Raw genomic sequence first — 20543 nt, 5'->3', positions numbered from 1 at the left:
GTCGGATAACGTATTTATAAAGTAACTAAATTAAACAAAATTCACTAAAAAATCCCCGCAACCAACAAGAGCTGCGGGGATTTTAATTATCGCGCCTACATGAACGCTTATGCATCAAGCGTTATTACAGGATGCAAATCAAACATTTTTACAGTACGCTTCATGCGGAAGGCAATACTTGTTATAGCAATCGCAATAACGCCGAAAAGCACAAGCATTCCAATGCCTGAAACTATTTCACCACTGTTCTTTCCAGACATTGCTTGACGCAACCCCATAATCGAGTACGTCATTGGCAAATATGGGTGAACAGCTCTAAAGAATGCCGGCGTCATTTGTACTGGGAACGTTCCTGCAGAGCTTGTGATTTGCAACATAAGTAGCACAATCGCAACTATTCGCCCTGGCATGCGGAACACCACCATAATCATTTGCATTATAGCCATAAAGACTATTGACGCTATAATCCCCAGCGCGTAGAATGCACCAACATTATCGATTTGGAACTTCAACGCTCCTTGAACAACGCCCATAAGAATAATCGCTTGCGCAACGCCCATAATCACAAACGGCGTCAAGCTAATAAGCGCGCTTTTAAGCGGATTCATGCCGTTTAGTATCGCTCGCCTATCCATAACTCTCAAAACGAATGTTGTCATAAGAGCACCAACCCAAAGGGCGATAGAAATAAAGTAAGGAGCAAAACCAGTTCCATAGTTTTCAACGTGCGAATACTCGTGCTCTTCCAAGGAAACTGGTGCGCTCATCATCTTACTTTTTTGAACAATACCGTTTACTTTTCCAGACTTTTGAGCATCTTTAAGCCCGTCATGCAATTTCTTAGCACCATCAACAAGCTTTGGAGTGTTATCAGATAGCTTCTTAGCGCCGGAATTAAGCTGATCAGAACCGTTCACTATTTTCGCAGAACCTTGTGCAGCTGCATTCACGCCATTATTTAGTTTCTCGCTACCGTTACTTACTTGAGCCAAACCGTCAGCAAGATTATTCGCTCCAGCAGCAAGCTTATTTGAGCCAGTATTAACAGCTTCAATACCTTGAGATATTGCGTCAGCACCGCCCTTTATTTGCAAGCTTCCTGCAGAAAGCTTGTCTGCTCCAGCGCTTAAAGCAGAAAGATTTGTTTCTAGAAGATTAGAATTTTCACCTAATCCTTCTGCCAAACTTTGCAAATTAGCAAGCACGTCTTCCTTTGTTACTGCTGGGTTTTGCGCTTGCATAAGAAGACCAGTAATTTGTGCTTTTGTTTCAGCGTTTCCAGCTTTAACATGTTCTTCTAATTCGTTGCTTGAAGCTGCAAGCTTTTGAGCTCCTTCATAGAATTCGCTTGTCGCTGCCGATAGCCTTTGCGTTCCTTCGCTTAACTGTTGGGCTCCGTTTGCTAAATCTTGCGTTTTTTGTGCAAGATATTGAGCTCCTTCTTTGCTGCGAGCATTGGCTTCAGTTAGCGTATTCGCGCCTTTTTGAAGCTCCCCTAATCCGCCTTGAAGTTTTTGCAAAGATTGCGAAAGTTTATTCGACCCATCTGCAAGCTTATTTATTCCGCCTTGCAAAGACTTTGAACCTTCATGCAATGCTCCAGCACCGTTTGCAGCAGCACCAAGAGAATCGGAAGCTGAATTAACTTTCGCAAACATGTGCTCCCAATACTCTTGAGCAATCGCCTCGCTAATCTCAGTACGCATAGTGCGGAAAGCAGTTTTACCAATTTGTGAAGCCAGCATATTGCTTGCTTGATCGTACTTTACGTGAAGTTTTGCTTTAGTTGGAGTATCGTATTGCGCGGAAGCAATGCACTTACTGAAGGAAGCTGGAATAGTTGCTACCATAAAATAGTTGCCATTTTTAAGGCCCTTATTTGCTTCAGCACTATTTACAAAATTCCATTGGAAACCTTCACTACCGTCTTTTTGATTCTTTAAACGAGTTTTGATTTCGTTTCCAATGTTTCGCATTTTGCCGTTAATCATAGCGCCATTGTCTTCAACAACAACAGCCACAGGCACAGTATCCAAAGTCTTATAAGGATTTGTAAATGCCCATAAGTAAAGCGATCCGTATAAAAGTGGAATCAAAGCTACGGTTCCAATAACAAGCTTTCGAGCTTTTCCTTTCATCGTATTGTTAATCTCACGAAATGCAAGAGCAATAGTACTAACGTGCATTGTTTTCACCACCATTTACTTCACTTGTAGCAAGTTGAGAATCAGTATGAGAATTTTCTGCTTTCTCATTATTTGGCATAAGTCTTAAGACTTGATCCGCTTGCTTTTCTAACTCACTTTGCAAAACTCCAACAAGGCAGGAGCAGTAGTTTTTGCTAACATATTCGCGAATATCGGAAAGTAAGCATTCGCTTTGCTCGCTAGTAAGCTCTGTTTCAACTCCATCAACAAATAGCAACCACGGTTGCTTTAATAATGCCAACGCAATTGCCAAGCGCATGCGCTCGCACGGAGTCAACTCTCCTATTGCTGTTTTGTGAGGAGAAAATACTTTCCATTGAGCAAGAAGATTGTACGCGTATTGGCGCAATGCTTCGCGATTTTTTACATCATTTTTATACTGTTCGCGAAATAGTGGCGAAGATGATGCGAGTTTTAGCTCACTCATCAAAACTTCTTCTATTGTTTGCATTTTGTAGAATTCGTTAATTCCGTTGAATAATCCCAATCCCACATATTTACGTGATTCTTTAAAATCGTTAGGAAGAGTTGAGTCCGCAATAGTAAGAGTTCCGTTCGTAAATTTCATATAACCAGACAGTGCAAGCAGCAAAGCTGATTTTCCAGAGCCGTGTTCACCTGATATTGCAACGATTTGATGAGGCTCTACTTTTAACGATACGTCCCAAAATGGTGTTCTTCTAAATATTTGTAAGCCTAATTCTTTAGCTTCTAAAAGTGTTTGTTCTTCTTGCATAATTTGTCTGCGGCAAAATACCGATGGCATACATTTTTAAATGGTACACATTTTTAATGTTGCTATCGAAATTGCTATGCATTCCTCCTTTGCATCTAACTTTTTCAATTTTCAATTTTTAATTTTTTGATTTTCCTAACTTCAGACTCAATATTTAATTCTGATATCGCCTGTAATGATTTTGGCGACTACCTCATATTGCTATGCTGCAACAAAATGTTATCAGCCAAGAGACCAATTATTGACGTCAGTCTCCTGAAAGTACTTTCATCGTACTATTCAAGTCGAACAAATATTAACTTATTTTTAGACATTTTGTTCATTTGTCTATATTTTAGCCATAAAAATACGCTATATATAACAGAATCTCACATTTTTGATTTAATCATGTTACTTCCAAATATCATAGATAATCTTAAATCTATTTATGAAAGTTAAACCACTTGAGACGAATGCTGGCTTTTGTAAATCATTGCTGGCATATTTTAGTGTTGTTTACGTCTTTCTAAAATCAATCGCAATAGTAATTCAGCCCCACAAATTTTATTTTGCAGGGCTGAATTACTTATTTTATTTATTATCTATTTTTTATTTATTTATTATCTATTGATTACTTGCTAGATTTTTTAGCAAATTTTTTACTCACTAGTGCAGTTAACCATGGTGTAGCCAAAGCAGTAATAATTACTGCAGCAGCAATTTGAGGAGTTGCTATTAATGCGGCTTTTGCCAAATTTGGATCTATAGCCATCATTGCAGCTGGTGTTGCAACAGCACTTGCTGCAGTACTACTTATTGCAGCTCCAGCAATACCAGAGCCCCTAGTTAAGAAGCGATCTGCTAATACTGTAAATACAAATCCAGAAAGCACTATAATGCCAAGCAGCACACCAGAAAGTCCACCTTCAACTAGTTGAGCAAAGTTCATGTTTGCTCCTAGAACAAAGCCAAGAATCATGGTTATAGGGATTATGCCATTAACCAGTTGCTTCTTCATGTAAGGGAAACAATTTCCTAGAATCATTCCTAAAACAAGAGGCAAAATTGATCCAACAATCTGCCAGAATGGTATTACGGCTTGCCCAGAAGAGTTCATAACAATCATTGTTACTGTTGGACCAACGCTTATGGTTGTCATAGCAACAGCTCCACGATCTACTTCAGTGCCATAGTTTGCTGTAATACCAGAATAAAGTGCATTATTAGCTACAGTCATTGCGCCCAAAATAGATAACATTGACAATCCAAGTAGATTATTGTTGCAGAACTTGGAAACAAGCAGAGCAATAACAATAGCAGTTAGGATCTTAACGCTAATAATCACAGCACCGCGCCACAAAGCTTTAGGAGCGTTCTTAAATGAAAGACTTGCTCCAATGCAAAGCATGAATGCGCCGACTAAAGGACCAGTTCCGTTAATTACAGCTGTTGTAAAACCACCTATTTTTAAGTATGCTGGGAAACATGAGTTTACTAAGCATCCTATAAATAGAGGAACAACGATTGTAGCTCCTGGAATTTTTATTTTCTTTAAGTCTATTTTTGGGATTTGGCTTTTTAGGTTTGCGAACATGATTTTCTCCGTCAGCCGTCTAATACGATTCCGCCATCAACATCGCCAATCTCTCCGTTAACGAAGGAGGCTTCTTTAGATGCAAAGAATAGAATCATTTGCGCAATTTCCACAGGTTGTGCTTTGCGGCGCAAAGGAATTGCGTTAATAATTTTCGCTTCCTTTTCCTTATCTTCCTTCAAAGCTTGAGTCATTGGTGTTTCAGTATAAGATGGGCATACTGCATTGCAACGAATGCCATACTTGCCGCCTTCTTTTGCAACGGCTTTTGTTAAACCATTCACACCAGCTTTAGATGTTGCGTATGCTGCTGTTCCTAGTAAACCGCCACCAATTTTTCCAGCAACAGAGCTAACGTTTACTATTCTTCCGCCACCATTTTCCTTAAAATGCTCAAATAAAGCATGGTTTGTTGCGTAAGTGCCGTAAAGATTAATCTTTACTGTTCTATCAAATTCAGCGTCTGTTAACTGTTCAAATGGAACAGTTGATACAACGCCTCCGCAGTTTACCAAAACATCCACTTTGCCAAAATCTTTGATTATCTGCGCAAAAACGTCGTTAACATTTTGAACATCACCAAGATTTATCTTATAGACAAAGATATTATCTGAACCTAATTCAGATTTTGTTTGGTTTGCTTTTTCTTCATTGATATCGGCGATAATTACCTTTCCGCCTCCATCTAGTACGCCTCGCACGACTTCTCTGCCGATTCCTTGGGCGCCTCCTGTTACAATGACCACGTCATTTGTGAAATTCATTGTTTTTACCTTCTTTCTGAAAAAGAGATAATAACATGGCTGAGTCTACTCTTAAATGCTATTGTTAACAAATTTGTATTAATGTATTTAATTAGTGTATTTAACTTTTAAAGAGTACTTTATAAAAAAGTAATTTAAGTTTTACTTTGCAAATAAAACTTTACGTAAATCTTTATGATATTGTCTTTAATTATTAAAATTTAAAAATTATCAAAATTGAAAAACATATTATTTGCAAACATCAAAATGAAGATAACTTTAAAAAGAGGTGAAACAGTATGCAGATTTTAAACATTCTATGCAATCCGGTAATCGTATCGGTTGTAGTGTTATGCGCGTTAAGTCTCGCTAAACTCAATGTTTTACTCGCAATGATTGTTGCATGCGTTGCAGGAGGCATAGCTGGACATCTCCCTCTTTTTGGAGATGGAAGCCATACTATTATGGCTTTGCTATGTGATGGTTTTTCCACAAATGCGCAAACTGCGCTCGCCTACATTCTTCTTGGTACTTTTGCAGAAGCAATTACAGCAACTGGCCTAGCTCAAATCATTTCTAAAAAAATCAGTAAACTTATCGGCACAAACAAATTTATTCTTCTTGCAGTTCTAACAATTATTGCATGCATGTCTCAAAATATTGTGCCTGTTCATATTGCTTACATTCCTATTCTTATTCCGCCAATTCTTTCCATTATGAACAAGCTTAAGCTAGATCGCCGCGCCGCCGCATGCTGCACTGCGTTCGGACTAGAAGTGCCATACATTGCTATTCCATTTGGCTTTGGCTTAATTTTCCAAACAGTTATTGCAACTAATCTTTCTAAAAATGGTATGAAAGTTAGCGTTTCAGACGTTAGCGCTGTGAACTGGTATTTAGGTGCTGCAATGCTTGCAGCCCTCCTATTCGCCGTGTTTGTGCTATACAGAAAGCCTCGCGAATATAAAACAACCGAAGCAGATACTCGAGCAGCGGACGCTGTTGTTGGCCCGCTTACTAAAGCACACTATGTAACCATGCTTGCGATTATTGTTGTTGTAGTAGTTCAAGTTATTAGTAAGGATCTTTCACTTTCTTCTCTTGCAGGTCTTGCAACCATGATTATTTTTAGAGCCGTTGCATGGAAAGATATCGATAAGCAGCTTATGGGCGGCGTTAAGCTTATGGGTCTTATTGCATTTATTATGCTCATTGCTGGCGGCTACGCTAACGTGATTCAAGCTACGGGCGGAGTTAATGAGCTTGTACACTTTGGAGTTGCTTCTATGGGTCAAAACAAGCTAATCGCTGCATTCGTTATTACGATTATTGGTTTGCTTGTAACTATGGGCATAGGCACTTCGTTTGGCACGGTTCCTATTCTTGCAGTTTTGTTCGTGCCTCTTTGCCAAAGTATTGGTTTTAGCACTCCTGCAACAATTCTTCTTATGTCTTCTGCTGCAGCTCTTGGAGACGCAGGCTCCCCTGCTTCCGATACAACGCTTGGCCCTACTTCTGGCCTAAATGCAGATGGTCAGCATAGCCACATTTGGGATACTTGCATTCCAACATTCCTTATCTTCAATATTCCACTTATGGTTGCAGGTATTGTAATATCTCAGTTTATTTAGCAGATTATTTCTTAAGATTAGATACTAAATATCTTATATTATTTAGCTAAATATTTAGTTGAATATTCAATAGAGATTAAGTATTTCAAAATGCATATAAGTGTTTATTGATAATTTTATCAATAAACACTTATATTTTTTATCAAAATCATTATAATGTAGTATGCAATTATGTATTTGTTATATTTTATGAAATAAAGTAACAAAGGTTTAGTTAATTAATTGGGTATTTTATGGATAAGACAACGAAAATCATTCTGACTTCAACCATGATGGGTATTGCGACCGCAGCTTGCGCAGTATGCATGAGCCAAACCGCTTATGCTTCTAATGTTATTGCAAGTAGTGTCAATGGAACTAATGTTGAGAGTGCAAATAGTAGCACAAAAACAAATACCCCCCCCCCCACCACATACCGATTCCACTAATCAGCATAATTTAAAAAATGATAAATCTACTAACCACAACAACACTACCAGTGAAGATCGCGACTACGATACAAATACGGTTCAAACAACTGTTGATTCCAAAGGCGTAACGACAGATAAGGATGTTCAGCAAAACACATCACACGCTGATTCAACAAGCAATGAATTAGCATCGGGGACAGCGACCGATAAGAACGGCACACAAGTCAAATGGCAAGTAACGGATAATTCCAGTAATATCAAAGCTACTGACGCGGCAAAGATGAGCGAATATGGCAAACAGCTCAATTATGATTCTAATAATAATAAGCTAATCGCAACTATGAGCAATTTGCCATTCAAGAATGAAGCAGCAAATGTTGTTGCAAGAAAATATAACGAAATTACCTTAAAAGTTACAAACAACAATGAAACGACGCCTACAATCATTAGCAATATTAAAGAAACACCATGGTTCTACAAAAGTCAATATTTAAAGAATATTTTGGATGAAATTGATAAAACAACAATCGGTTCGTACAACTTTACGAGATACAATCAAGAACAAAAAGTTGGCGGCAAACACCTTAGCGGTTTGAAATACAACTTTAGTGCGCGCAAAGTTGAGGGCACGCCAATAATAACAGACTGGCAGGAAGGTGAAACAAGCCGCATAATTCCTGTATACATGGCAACAACCCATACGGGCAAAGATTCAGACTATATAACGTTGGGCATATTGCAAAACATTACTGTAAATAAGCCAAAGCCACCCGTTGTTTCACCAACACCACAGCCAAAGCCACCTGAGTCTGCTACTAATGTATTGGCATCTGGAACCGCAACGGACAGTAACGACAAACAGGTTCAGTGGCAAGTAATAAATAACGATAAAAATACTAATACTGAACAAATAAGGGCGTACGCTCAGTATCTCAGTTACAATCCCAATACAAACGCGTTGACAATGACAGATGTTGCAGCGTTTACAGAAGACGGTAAAGCTATTTCCGCAAGAAAACTCAGCAACGTTACGCTAAAAATCACGAAGGACGGAAAAACAACAGAAGAAAACATCAAAGAAACGCCATGGTTCTTCAAAGATCAAAATTCACAGAAGATGTGGGACTCAATTAACCAAACAACAATAGGCACGTATAGCTTTGCAAAACACAATCTTGAACAAAAAGTCGGTGGCGTAGGGCTGGAAGGTTTGACCTACGACTTTCTGAATAAGAATTTTGATGGCGCTCCTACGATTGCCTGGAAGAATGGCGAAATAAGCCGCGAAATTCCTGTGTATATAGCAACGATCCATAAAGGTAAAGATGGCTCAGACTATATGACGGTAGGTGAATTTAAGAAATTCAAGGCGTATAAAAATAGGAATGATATTTTTGAAGGCGAACCTGGAACTAATCCTCTAACAAAGCAGCAGTATAAATTTAGTGATCTTGGCGACAATAATGTTAGTAGAACAGTAACTGCCATGTATGCTAATGGCCCTATTTATCTTAAGCCGGGAGAAACAAAAACGGTGCCACTCAAGTTTTATCTGGTAGATGAAAATCGTAAGCCAATTAAGGATATTACTGATGAATTTATGAAGGTATTGAATCCAGAACCAAAGGAAGTGGAAATAAAAAAGGTTCTGTTTACTCGAAATCGGCAGACGTCTTTGATGGATATGAATGTGTCGTATGTGCTGCATACGGATTATTCAATTACATTTACCGCGAATAAAGATGCTCAGGTTGGGGATTCTTACAACACAGATGGCTCTAAGTTGGATAATCTTCCAATGGTTCTTAATCCAGCAGAAACGCCAAAATATACCTATGAGCCGGGTATAACGTTGCATGAGAAGAGCAATGCGAAGCACGTAGCTTTTATCAATGCTTTCTTTGATGTTATACAGCCTGATCCTAAACCAGCTCCAAAACCGGAGCCACCTAAACCGGAACCACCTAAACCGGAACCACCTAAACCGGAACCACCTAAACCGGAACCACCTAAACCGGAACCACCAAAGCCGGAACCAACTCCTGTTCCAACTACGAAATCGGAGCCTATTCCAGTTCCTATAATTCCTGCGCTAGAACAAATGCCAATGCCAGTGACAGAACTGGAACCAGAACCGGAACCAACGCAAGAAGAGACTGTGGAAGAAGCACCGACTCTACAAACGCACGAACCGCTTGCACGCGCAGGTTCTACAACCTCAACCATTGCAGGCACTGGATTAGCGTTCCTGCTGTCAGCTTTCGGCGCATTTTCGCTTAAACGCACGCGCATTGGCAAGCACAGCAAGTAACGAGCACAGATAACCAATAACGCAAATAACTAATAAACGCCAGTCAAGTTGAACTAAACTAACTGGCGTTTATTTTTAAAAACACCAATCAACCAATACAAATGTAGCCAATCGATGCAAATTCGCGGGCGATTGCCTACATTAGATATACCGTCTAGCTAAACATTTTCACTAACTAAACATATTCGCTAGCTCAGTATGCTATCAATATTCTTCTTATTGCTTAAATCATCTTCATCAAGAAAATCCATCTGCTTTATTCCGCTTAATCTTGCAATAAGCGAAACTGGGAAAGTAACAATATTTTGATTAAGAGCGCTGATATTACTATTTACGATTCTTTTTGTTGCAGCCAATTGCTCATTTTCGTCGTTTACTTCTTCTTGCAAATTCAAAAATTGTTCGGAAGACTTTAATTCTGGGTAAGCTTCTGCCAAAGCGTAAATCTTCCCTATTGCATTATTCTGATTTTTCATTGCTTCGCTAGAATCAGCGGAGTTTAATCCTTCTCTTAAACTCACTAAATCCACTAATGTTGTTTTTTCGTACTTTGCAAACGATTGTGCAACTTTGAACATTTGGCAAATCGTGTCGTATCTTTTAGCGAGCGCAATGTCAACGTTTTTTTGCGACTCATTTATAATCACTCTATATTTTTTTAGCCTATTTAACGTGCCAATAAACCAACCAATAGCCACTACAAGCACTGCTGCAATAACTATTAAAATAGTTTCATAATCCATAATGTCTCCTTTATTTTTAGCCTTTTTCTAGTCTTAATTGTCTCTGTTTTTGCAATTCACTAGTGTGCAATCTCTAATTTTGCAATTTCTCTCTAATTACGCTGATTATTTCGTAATATTCAGCCAAAACATCTCTAAATCTTGCATATTCTCTTGTTAAAGATAGGTTTTCTATTCCAGATTTTCCAGGACTTCCTAATATATACCGACCAGAATCAAAAGCTGCAATAATATGCTCGCTATCTAGATATATGCAAACTCTCATTCTTTTTTGCAAATTATTCAATATTTCTATAAAACTTGGATCTAATACAAACTTTGTATAAAAATCGTCTGTAGAAAAGATTGAATACGAATTGTTAAATTCAATGGATTCTGTTTGAACTTCGCTCTCCTCTTTTGTTTTTTTACCATAGTATCCACTTAGTTTTTGCCCCATAAAGTTCTTTCCAGTAACGGGAACGATTCTAATGTGACCATTTATATTGGTTTTTGTGTTTATTAATAAGACTTGCCCAATAAAATCCGTTTTTTTGACAGTTTTCCGCTTTCAGTTCTAGAAAAGTGCATTGCTTGCATGTTTGAAAATTCTGTTTTAGATTCATCGCCAAAAATTATGTGTTTGTTTGAATAATACCTACTCGATATTGGCAGAAGATTATTAAAAATACTGTCGTCAATTCCTTCAGAATTTTCTAATACCGTTCCAGGCAGAATCGCATTTAGAATCGGCGTTAAGACATTATTCGCATATAGAGTATTTACATCAACCTTATTTGTTACAAAAAACTTGCCAGCAAAGCAAACAACAAAAGCAATTATTATGAGTAAAGGATATTTATAAGTAGAGTAATCAAGAGAAGGCAGATAATTGCCAACAGCACCAATAATCAGTACAACTGGTATTAATGGGATTAAACGCATTGGGTCAAAAGCGTTATTTTTTACGCCTTCTTTTAACTCATTTAGTTTCCCTTGCATTTGTGGAGATTTTTCTAATTTATTAAGTCTTTCTAAAACTTCGGGATTTGTAAACACGCTACTATGTTTTACATTCATCGTCATCTCCCTCTTATAATTGCAACATTTTTATAACAAAATTTTTATAAAAAATATAAAAGGCTCTTATATTTTTTTATCATAAATAACCATTATTTGGAATACTAGAATTTTTGAATATTTGAATTTGAAATAGTTGAATAATAACCACTTTGATTTTGCTAGAGAAGTGGTATATCTGTGATTATTTTCCGCAAAAATTTAATACAAAATAAATAATAAAGAATCAGTTAAAATAACAAAAAATAAACAAGATTACAATTTATAACACATTAATTTTCAACTACTTTAATAACATTTCTCAAAGCGTATAATGAACTTGAATTTATTCCTTAACTGATAGGAAGTTCAAAAATGGTAAAGAAACTAAAAAATATTTGGAGCGTTAAATTAACTACTGCTTCACTCGTACTAATACCAGCCGCAATCGGCATAAATTATGTTGCGAAACTATTTGCAAGCATGCTAAAACTACCACTTTGGCTTGGCACACTAGGCACTTGCATTTCAGCATGCTTGGCTGGGCCTGTTGTAGGCGGAATTGCTGGATTTTTAACCAATATTGTTTACGGCTTAACAATTGATCCAATTTCTACAGTCTATAGCATTACAGCTGCAGCAATTGGAGTAAGCGTTGGAATCGCTGCACGATTAAAATATATGGACAAAGGCCTACACATTTTTATAACAAGCCTTATTGTTGCAGCAATCGCAATAATCATTTCTACACCTCTAAACATGATTTATTGGGGCGGAACCACTGGAAACGTTTGGGGTGACGCTGTTTTTGCAGCAATGGGTTCCAAAGGCTTCTTTGCATCATTCGTAGATGAGCTTGTTGTAGATATACCAGACAAGATTGTTGTTTTGTTCCTTGCAGCTGGAATTTATAAAGTTCTTCCTAAGAGTTTAATAGCCATATATCAATCAGATGACGAAGATCTTGATAAATAAACGTTTATCACCAGAAAATAAATCGCATAAACGCTAAGTTCTACAAGTTTTAATATAAGCACAATAAGACGAGATAGCATGAAAAGCATCAGCCTATTTGAAGATAAGCATTCGTTTCTAAACGGACTATCTGCAAAAACCAAGCTTGCATACGTAATATGCGCTACAAGTACACCGAGTTTGCTTGGAGGCTATAGTTCTTTCGCTATCTTTATTATTTTGAGCCTAATCTTACTTGCAACATCAAAGGTTCTAGCAAAAATAAAAATCGTAATACAAGTTACTGGTTTTATTATTGTAACTATTTTTATAGTTCAGACTTTCTTTAGATCAGGAAATTACACGATTTTATTCAAACTAGGACCTTTGATTGCTCGCAAAGAAGGTTTTGAAGTAGCTATGAAGATTGTGCTAAATATATTAAATATTTCGTTTGCATTTTGTGTTTTAACGCTTACAACTAAACCTTCTAATATGATGCAAGAGATGATACAAGCTGGATTACCACCTAAGATGGGTTATGTTTTTGTATCTCTATTCCAAATCATTCCTCAAATAACACAGCAAACTTCGACTATTGTTGACGCTCAAAGAAGCAGAGGATTGAAAACAAAAGGTTCTCTTATAACGCGTTTCAAAGCTTTTTTGCCTTTAATATCCCCGATTATAATGTCTTCATTTATGAGTTCTAAAGAAAGAACTATAGCTTTAGAAGTTCGCGGATTTTCGTGCAATAATCAAAAAACATTCATAAAACCATTTAAGCCAAGCAAATACAATACGCTATTTTTATGCGCTTGTTTAATTGTAATAATAGCGTCTATTATTTATGCGTTGCTTCATAATTTAGGATATATAGCATGGCAGCTATTCATATAGAGCACTTAAAATATCGCTATCCTTATAGTAATACTCTTGCACTTAATGACATTTCTTGCGATATTCATAAAGGCGAATTTATTGGAATAATAGGTGCTAATGGAGCTGGAAAATCAACATTATCTCAAGCCATTTTAGGTCTTGTTCCTAATCTTTACCACGGAGCATACGGCGGCAAAGTTGAGGTAGACGGTCTTAATGCAAAAACTACGCCAATAGACAGTCTTTGCAAAAAAGTTGGTTTAGTTTTTCAAAATCCTTTTAATCAAATTACTGGATCTAAGCTTACTGTGTACGAAGAAATTGCGTTTGGGCTTGAAAATCTTGGAATTGAGCAAAACGAGATGCAAAGTCGCGTAGAGAAAATCATGGACATGCTCAACATTGCCCATCTTAAAGATTGTTCTCCATACGATTTATCTGGCGGTCAAATGCAGCGAATGTCTATTTCCGCTATTTTAGTTATGCAACCAGAAATAATAATTTTAGACGAGCCAACTTCGCAGCTTGATCCTAAAGGTTCTGAAGAGGTTTTTAAGTCGGTAGAATCCTTAAAAAATCAGGGTCAAACTATTATTATGGTTGAGCACAAAATGGAAAAAATCGCGCAATATAGCGACCGCGTAATGCTTTTAAGCGAAGGAAAACTCATTGATTTTGATACTCCGCAAAAAATCTTTTCTCGCGAAGACTTGGAAGAATATGGCGTAAATCCTCCTGTTTATACTCAAATTTGCAAAAAACTTTCGTTAAAAAACAATAATGGCTTGTATCCAATAACTCTTGAGCAAACGTCACAAATTTTAAGCTCGCACGAAGGGAATCGCTTATAATGACTCCTACTATTGAAATACGAAACGTGTCTTTTTCTCATACTCCAACAACACAAATATTCAACAATCTAAATTTGTCTTTTGCTCCTGGAACATGCGCTATTGTTGGTCAAAATGGCACTGGAAAAACAACTTTACTTAAAATCCTTAGAGGACTTCTTACGCCGAAATCTGGAAGCGTTTTATTAAATGGTAAAGATATTGCAAAATGTAGCGTTCCATCTCTTGCTAAAGATATTGGCTTTGTATTCCAGAATCCAGATGACCAGATTTTTGAATCAACTGTTATACGCGAAGTAATGTTTGGACTTTTAAAAATTGGAATTGATAAGAGTCAAGCATTGATCCAAGCAAAAGAAAGTCTAAAACTCGTAGGACTTTTAGATAAAAGCGACTTAAATCCTTACGATTTAAGTCTTTGTGAAAGAAAAATGGTTTCTATTGCGTCAATTTTAGCAATGGATACTCAAGTTGTTATTTTAGATGAGCCTACGATTGCTCAGGACGATTGCGGAAAACGTTGTATTGAATCAATTATTAAGCACCTTGTTTCTCAGGGGAAAATTGTTATAGCTGTTCTTCACGATATGGATTTTGTGGCTCGAGTATTTAATCGCGTTGTTGTGCTTTCAAATGGCAAGGTTCTTTTTGACGGCACTGCGCGCGACGCATTTATGCGAGACAACATACTTTCTAGCGCACATCTTGATAAGCCAGATGTTGTGAAGCTGTGTGAGAAACTGGGTTATGAAAATACGTTCCTATCTGTTGAAGAATTTGTGAACTCGTATCGTGAACGAAATAATCGCAGATAGCAGAAACGGAATAATCAGAGCGCTAATCGCAAAGTATCCAATACCAAAGTAGCCAATCGCTGCAAATTCGCGGGCGATTGGCTACTATCGCAGAAAGCATGCTGCGTTAATATTTTTACCGAGATTGAAATTGCACAGCACATTACAACAAACCAGCGCAAGCCAGCCCCAAGCCAGCGCCATATACTCACATAGACACAGTGTAAAGCGAGTAGAAGTAAGCCTTCTGATTCATAAGCTCCTCAAAGCTTCCGCGCTCAATAAGCTCGCCGCTTTTCATCACAAGAATCTCATCATATTGCTTAAGTGAATTAGCATCCAAGCGATGAGTTACCACGAGTCGAAGAATTCCTTGCAAATCCAAAATAGACTGCGTTACGTTCGCGCTCGTCTCGTTATCTAACGCACTCGTTGCCTCATCAACCAGCAAAATCTCGGACTTTTTAAGCAAGCTTCGCGCAATAGCAATACGTTGCTTTTCGCCGCCAGAAAGATGACTACCGTTCTCGCCGCACTGATAATCCTTACCTTTAGCAGCAATCAAATCATCCAAACCAGCCAAGTGAATCACGCGATCCACCTCCGCGTCCTGAAATGGCTTAAAAAGCGTAATATTATCTAAAATCGAAGCATCAAACATAAACACAGACTGCTGCATAAGAGTCGTCTTATCATAAAGCGAACTCTTGCTCACATTGCTAAGTTCGTGATTATTCAGCTGCACGCTACCTTCATAATCCTTGTAATATCCCATAAGCAAATTAATCAAGCTACTCTTACCAGCACCAGAAGGCCCTACTATCGCGTAAGATTTTCCAGCTTGCAAAGTTAGATTTACGTTTTTCAAGACTTTACGATCAGCATCGTAAGAATACGAAACATCTCGCAAAACAATGCTTTTAATAGAATCGTCAATAATATCGCCAGAATCTTCCTTAACGTTACTCATATAATCAGCCATCTTACTAATAAGCTTCTTAGCACCCTTCATCTCGCCAAGCATTTGCGGAAGACTTGCAATAGGCTGAAGCACTCCATTCATCAAATTAGTGAAAGCTAACACCATTCCGGCAGTAATAACACCAACATGAGCGTTAACCATCCAAGCGCCAACAAGCATCACGCCAAGCTGAGTTGCAAGGCTTGAAATCGTTCCAAGAGCAGAAACAGTAGTCATCGTTTTTTCGCGAAGATTCTTAGTATGCTCAAGCTCCATCGACTGATTCTGATAACGGTTAATAACCTCCTGCTCCGCCTTAAAACTCTTAATAACCGAAACTCCATTCAAAACATCCTTCGTCAGGGCCGTATAAGACTCATTCGATTTAGAAACCTGCTCCTCACGAGCGGCAATTCCGTTAGCTGTAAGAATCGAGCACGCCATTGGAAGCACAGAAATAATAAGAGCAATAACAGTGAGCAGCGGACTGTAGTAAATCATAAGAGCCAGCGAGCTTACAAGCATAAGAACGTCTTGAACAAAGTCAAAAATCTTCTTCAAATACTTTTCTTGAATACGCTCGCAATCATTAGTAAGTACAGAAAGATACGTGCCAGAATTCGCAAGCGAAAAATCACTATAACTCTTTTTTAAAAGCTTCTTAATAACAGACTCTTTATACTGATTCATTGCTTTTTCAAGAAAGCGAGGATACGCGCTGCGCTTCAACGCAAAAATCAGGGAGATTACCAGCATAAAGGAAGCGACAAGCAGAAAAATAGTAGTTAAAGAGAAGGCTCCTTTGCCAGACATATAGTCGAAAATAATTTGCAAAATCCAAGAAATAGCAGTGAAAATCATAGACAAGGCAATAAAAACTATCATCGAAAGAAAAGCTACAAGTTTGTTTTCCTTGAAAAATAGTTTTACGTAATTTTTCACGTCGGGATGCAGTTTGGATGATTGCTGATTCGCGGACGATTGCTGATTCGCCACAGTATTTTGATTCGCGGACGATTGCTGAATTGCCGCGTTGTCAGTTTTACTCATTCTCGCTACCTCTCACTTCCTTTATATCTATACTATTTCTATTATCTCTTCTCTAATAGCATTTTCGCAGCTAGCATCTTCATAAGCTATTTGCTTATTCACTCGCTACAAAGCATTGAAAGCTACACTATCATACTTATCATAATTATTAACCCTTAACGTAATACTTAAACGCATTTATACGTAATTCTTGACAGAAATAATAAGCATAGAGTTAAAAAAAAAAATCAAATTAAAATACTGATTCCATATGTAATATCAGTGTAAACGTGTCAAATGCGCAACGTTGCTTCAATACAAAGCTCAAGAGCATACGCTTTAGAGTCTCCACCCCAATTGCGCTCATCGTAATTTTCAACATCGTGCAAAGTATCTGCAGTGTAAAGAATCTCACCCCAAACAATCCCACGCATTTGCGCACAAGCCGCTAAAGCAGAACACTCCATCTCAACAACCGCGCATCCCTCCTGCTTACGATTAGCAACTTTCGTCTTAGTTTCACGGAAAAACCCATCCGTAGTCCACGTTTTAACTTCATGATAAGGCAAATTATGCGCCTGTAAAGTTTGTAAAATAGCACGTCTCGAGCGCTCTGAAACGTCAACATAACGACTTGGAGGCAAATAATGATAAGAAGTCCCCTCATCCCTTAAAGCTTTATACGGAACCAGGAAAACATTTTCCGCATAATCAACTAGCGATCCGCAAGAACCAGCACTAACAACTTCGCTAACACCGTAAGAAATCAGCCAGTCTAAGATCTGAACAGCGGCAGGAGCACCAACTGGAGCCTGCACTAAGCAGATTTTTTGCGTTTCTTCTTCTACTTCGCTGACTGTATTTTCTCTTACTTTTTTCTCTACTTTTTCTTCCAAAACATATATTGGATATACTTTAGTTGCAGATTCAAAATTTGCTACAATCGTAGCTTTCTTGCTTAAAGCATACTGATCGATTTCATCGCCTAAGAAAGCAAAAACCGCTTTAGATGGAAGCTGAACAGAAATATTATCGTGTTTTGGCATTAAAACTGCACTTTTATCGTAATCATACTCTAAAATCGGCAAATCATATTCTGTCATATAATCAACTCTTTCATACAATCAACTAATTCTACAAGCCATTCAATCCTATATACCAGCACGCACATTATCGCACAAAAATCACAAATCAGCCAAACACAGCAAATTCGCAACAATTGGCTACTATCGCCAAACAGAGACACTCACGCATAAGAAAGAATACATATCAAAGTTTGACAAACACAAATCAAGTTTGACAAACACAAATCCATTCGCTATAGTCTTCACTTATCACCATTTCGACTAGTAAAGGAGTGCGCATGTATCATACAAATATGATGACAAATTGTTGTTGTAACGTATGCTGTTGCGCATTTCTTAATCGAAATGATGTTTGCAAGCACTAAGTATGCATCATCTAGCCTGTGTTAAAAACATTTACGTTAAAACACAGCAAATTACGATTCAAGAAACAGCGCGCTGTTTCTTTTTTTATGCCAAAAATCGAATATAAGACGTTAAAAAGATAACAATTTAATACGGATTAGATATTAAACAGATAAATGGCATCTTTAGAAACAACTAATAAAGCAATAGTCGCTTTATTAATAAAATCATTTTTTAAAAATTAAAAACAAATCAAACAAAACAAATCAAACAAAACAAAAACAAACAAGTAAAATAACAAACAAGTAAGGGGAAATATTATGTCTAATATTTACAAGTCCGTGCAAGAACTCGTAGGCCACACTCCACTTATGGAGCTTACGCACATTGAAAAAGAGTATAATCTAGCAGCAAAAATCCTTGTAAAACTCGAATACTTCAACCCAGCAGGCTCTGTAAAAGACCGAATTGCAAAGCAGATGATTGAAGAAGCAGAAGCCGAAGGCACGCTTAAACCAGGCTCAGTAATTGTTGAGCCAACCTCTGGAAATACTGGCATTGGTCTTTCAATGATTGCTCAAACAAAAGGATACAAAAGCATTATTGTTATGCCAGAAAGCATGTCTATTGAACGCAGAAAACTTATGAAAGCATACGGCGCCGAACTCGTGCTCACCCCAGCTGCAGAAGGAATGAAAGGCGCAATTGCCAAAGCGAAGGAAATCGTTGAAAACACGCCAAACGCGTGGACTCCAGGACAGTTTACCAATCAAGCAAATGTGCACGCGCACTACAAAACAACTGGGCCAGAAATTTGGCAAGACACTGACGGAAACGTGGATATGCTCATTGCAGGCGTTGGAACAGGTGGCACAATCACAGGTACTGGCACATATTTAAAGGAACAAAATACGCATCTGGAAGTAATCGCAGTAGAACCATCCGACTCACCTGTACTCGCAGGCGGCAAGCCAGGAGCGCACAAGATTCAAGGAATCGGCGCAGGATTCGTGCCAGATGTGCTCAACCAAAACATTTACGATCGCATTGTTCACGTAACAAATGAAGACGCAATCGAAAGCGGCAAGCTTATAAGCAAAAAAGAAGGCGTTCTCGTGGGTATTTCTTCTGGAGCTGCAATCTGGGCAGCAATCCAAGAAGCAAAAAGAGAAGAAAACAGCGGTAAAACCATTGTTGCAATACTTCCCGATTCAGGAGATCGATACTTGTCTACAGCATTATTTGAAGACTAACTACATTTAGGAGCACTACTGTAAATACGCAAGTTTTGATTAAATAATATATGGATAATAAATGGATAATAAATAACATTATTAGATAATGATCAAAACTATAAAATAAAGAAAATATCAAAAATAACGGGAGAAATGTATGAATGATCGCCTTGATCTTATAAATCAACTAAACTCAATTTACGATTCAGACATAAGACAAGCTACATTCATACCTAATTACCGAAATATTATTGCGCTCATACATGCGACTCAGGCTCTACTTTTGCCTGAGTTGCATGTGCGCAATGAAAGCAACGAGGCTACACAACTCAACGCTAGTTTGAATACTAACGCTAGTTTAAATACCGTTACTTCAAACGCATTAGACACTATAGAACGCATTATATTCCACGAACTTCAATGCTACACAAGCAACACAATTAAAATTCGAGAAACTTGCAATCAATTTATAAATACTCTTCCTACAATTAAAAAGTTACTTTTAACAGATATTCAAGCCATGTATGAAGGCGATCCTGCTTGCACAAGCAAAGTAGAAGTCACACTCGCATACCCTGGTTTTTATGCGATGCTTATTCACCGCACAGCTCACGCACTATACGAACTTAACGTACCGCTAATTCCTAGACTTATGAGCGAATATGCACACAGAAGAACTGGAATCGACATTCATCCAGGAGCAAAAATTGGCGCATATTTTTGCATTGATCACGGAACTGGCATTGTAATTGGCGAAACAACTGTAATCGGCGAGCATGTTAAGCTTTACCAAGGCGTAACGCTGGGTGCACAAAGTTTTGCGCTAGACGAGGATGGAAATCCTATAAAAGGCGGAAAGCGGCATCCAAATATTGGCGATAACGTAGTAATCTACGCAAACGCAACAATCTTAGGCGGAGAAACCACAATAGGAAGCGGAAGTATAATCGCAGCAAACGCGTGGATTAACCGCAGTATTCCTGCAAACACAACCTACCACTTTCCTAAAGCCTAA

15 protein-coding genes and 1 pseudogene are annotated in these 20543 nt (G+C 37.9%); 8 read left to right on the top strand and 8 right to left on the bottom strand.

Annotated features, from left to right (window positions below; all coding sequences use genetic code 11):
- Window positions 1-107 precede the first annotated feature (107 nt).
- The 4 genes from HXT55_RS02875 to HXT55_RS02860 form a co-directional block, all read right to left on the bottom strand.
- Window positions 108-2186, bottom strand: a complete 2079-nt coding sequence (locus HXT55_RS02875) for a YhgE/Pip domain-containing protein (RefSeq protein ID WP_064623001.1) — start codon at window positions 2184-2186, stop codon at window positions 108-110.
- On the bottom strand, window positions 2176-2943 hold the full coding sequence (locus tag HXT55_RS02870; protein ID WP_020761271.1) for an ATP-binding cassette domain-containing protein: 768 nt from the start codon (window positions 2941-2943) through the stop codon (window positions 2176-2178). Before HXT55_RS02870 ends, HXT55_RS02875 begins: the two co-directional genes overlap by 11 nt.
- A gap of 610 nt (window positions 2944-3553) precedes the next feature.
- Window positions 3554-4516 (bottom strand): 2-keto-3-deoxygluconate permease, encoded by a 963-nt coding sequence (locus tag HXT55_RS02865; protein WP_064623601.1) that lies wholly within the window; start codon window positions 4514-4516, stop codon window positions 3554-3556.
- An 11-nt stretch (window positions 4517-4527) separates the two neighbouring features.
- Window positions 4528-5280, bottom strand: a complete 753-nt coding sequence (locus HXT55_RS02860) for an SDR family NAD(P)-dependent oxidoreductase (RefSeq protein ID WP_004113203.1) — start codon at window positions 5278-5280, stop codon at window positions 4528-4530.
- A gap of 278 nt (window positions 5281-5558) precedes the next feature.
- On the opposite strand from HXT55_RS02860, the gene HXT55_RS02855 reads away from it, so the two are divergent.
- Both HXT55_RS02855 and HXT55_RS02850 read left to right on the top strand, forming a co-directional pair.
- The gene (locus HXT55_RS02855; protein WP_004138216.1) at window positions 5559-6890 is read left to right on the top strand and encodes a Na+/H+ antiporter family protein; all 1332 of its coding nucleotides are present in this window, start codon (window positions 5559-5561) and stop codon (window positions 6888-6890) included.
- A gap of 351 nt (window positions 6891-7241) precedes the next feature.
- On the top strand, window positions 7242-9611 hold the full coding sequence (locus HXT55_RS02850) for a hypothetical protein (RefSeq protein ID WP_421792438.1): 2370 nt from the start codon (window positions 7242-7244) through the stop codon (window positions 9609-9611).
- A 188-nt stretch (window positions 9612-9799) separates the two neighbouring features.
- Here the strand turns inward: HXT55_RS02850 and HXT55_RS02845 are convergent, their stop codons facing one another.
- Window positions 9800-10354: a LemA family protein gene (locus HXT55_RS02845; RefSeq protein WP_004113214.1), complete on the bottom strand. Its 555-nt coding sequence runs from the start codon at window positions 10352-10354 to the stop codon at window positions 9800-9802.
- A gap of 73 nt (window positions 10355-10427) precedes the next feature.
- Window positions 10428-11413 (bottom strand): annotated as a pseudogene (locus HXT55_RS02840) (DUF3137 domain-containing protein).
- Window positions 11414-11767: 354 nt separating this feature from the next.
- On the opposite strand from HXT55_RS02840, the gene HXT55_RS02835 reads away from it, so the two are divergent.
- From HXT55_RS02835 to HXT55_RS02820, 4 genes are all read left to right on the top strand, one after another.
- The gene (locus tag HXT55_RS02835; protein ID WP_004114802.1) at window positions 11768-12367 is read left to right on the top strand and encodes a sensor histidine kinase; all 600 of its coding nucleotides are present in this window, start codon (window positions 11768-11770) and stop codon (window positions 12365-12367) included.
- Between the two features lie 78 nt (window positions 12368-12445).
- Window positions 12446-13246, top strand: coding sequence for an energy-coupling factor transporter transmembrane component T family protein (locus HXT55_RS02830; RefSeq protein WP_020761102.1), 801 nt, complete (start codon window positions 12446-12448; stop codon window positions 13244-13246).
- A complete protein-coding gene (locus tag HXT55_RS02825; protein ID WP_064623397.1) occupies window positions 13228-14079 on the top strand; it encodes an energy-coupling factor ABC transporter ATP-binding protein in 852 nt (283 codons plus the stop codon). Before HXT55_RS02830 ends, HXT55_RS02825 begins: the two co-directional genes overlap by 19 nt.
- The gene (locus HXT55_RS02820; RefSeq protein ID WP_004114797.1) at window positions 14079-14894 is read left to right on the top strand and encodes an energy-coupling factor ABC transporter ATP-binding protein; all 816 of its coding nucleotides are present in this window, start codon (window positions 14079-14081) and stop codon (window positions 14892-14894) included. The genes HXT55_RS02825 and HXT55_RS02820 overlap by 1 nt, the downstream gene beginning before the upstream one ends.
- Window positions 14895-15081: 187 nt before the next feature.
- Here HXT55_RS02820 and HXT55_RS02815 read toward each other — a convergent pair whose 3' ends face one another.
- Both HXT55_RS02815 and HXT55_RS02810 read right to left on the bottom strand, forming a co-directional pair.
- Complete coding sequence (locus tag HXT55_RS02815; protein WP_064623399.1) at window positions 15082-16884, bottom strand: ABC transporter ATP-binding protein; 1803 nt, start codon at window positions 16882-16884, stop codon at window positions 15082-15084.
- Between the two features lie 272 nt (window positions 16885-17156).
- Window positions 17157-17966 carry a nucleoside phosphorylase gene (locus HXT55_RS02810; protein ID WP_064623618.1) on the bottom strand — a complete coding sequence of 270 codons (810 nt, stop codon included), beginning with the start codon at window positions 17964-17966 and terminating at the stop codon, window positions 17157-17159.
- A 647-nt stretch (window positions 17967-18613) separates the two neighbouring features.
- Here HXT55_RS02810 and cysK point away from each other — a divergent pair.
- Together cysK and epsC are read left to right on the top strand one after the other, a co-directional pair.
- Window positions 18614-19546 carry a cysteine synthase A gene (gene cysK, locus HXT55_RS02805; RefSeq protein ID WP_064623483.1) on the top strand — a complete coding sequence of 311 codons (933 nt, stop codon included), beginning with the start codon at window positions 18614-18616 and terminating at the stop codon, window positions 19544-19546.
- Window positions 19547-19685: 139 nt separating this feature from the next.
- Window positions 19686-20543, top strand: a complete 858-nt coding sequence (gene epsC, locus HXT55_RS02800; protein ID WP_004117532.1) for a serine O-acetyltransferase EpsC — start codon at window positions 19686-19688, stop codon at window positions 20541-20543.

This window comes from Gardnerella sp. KA00718, assembly GCF_049244285.1.
Classification (GTDB): Bacteria; Actinomycetota; Actinomycetes; order Actinomycetales; family Bifidobacteriaceae; genus Bifidobacterium; species Bifidobacterium vaginale.
Note: the sequence above shows the minus strand (reverse complement) of the source record. Positions and strands in the feature narration are given on the sequence as shown.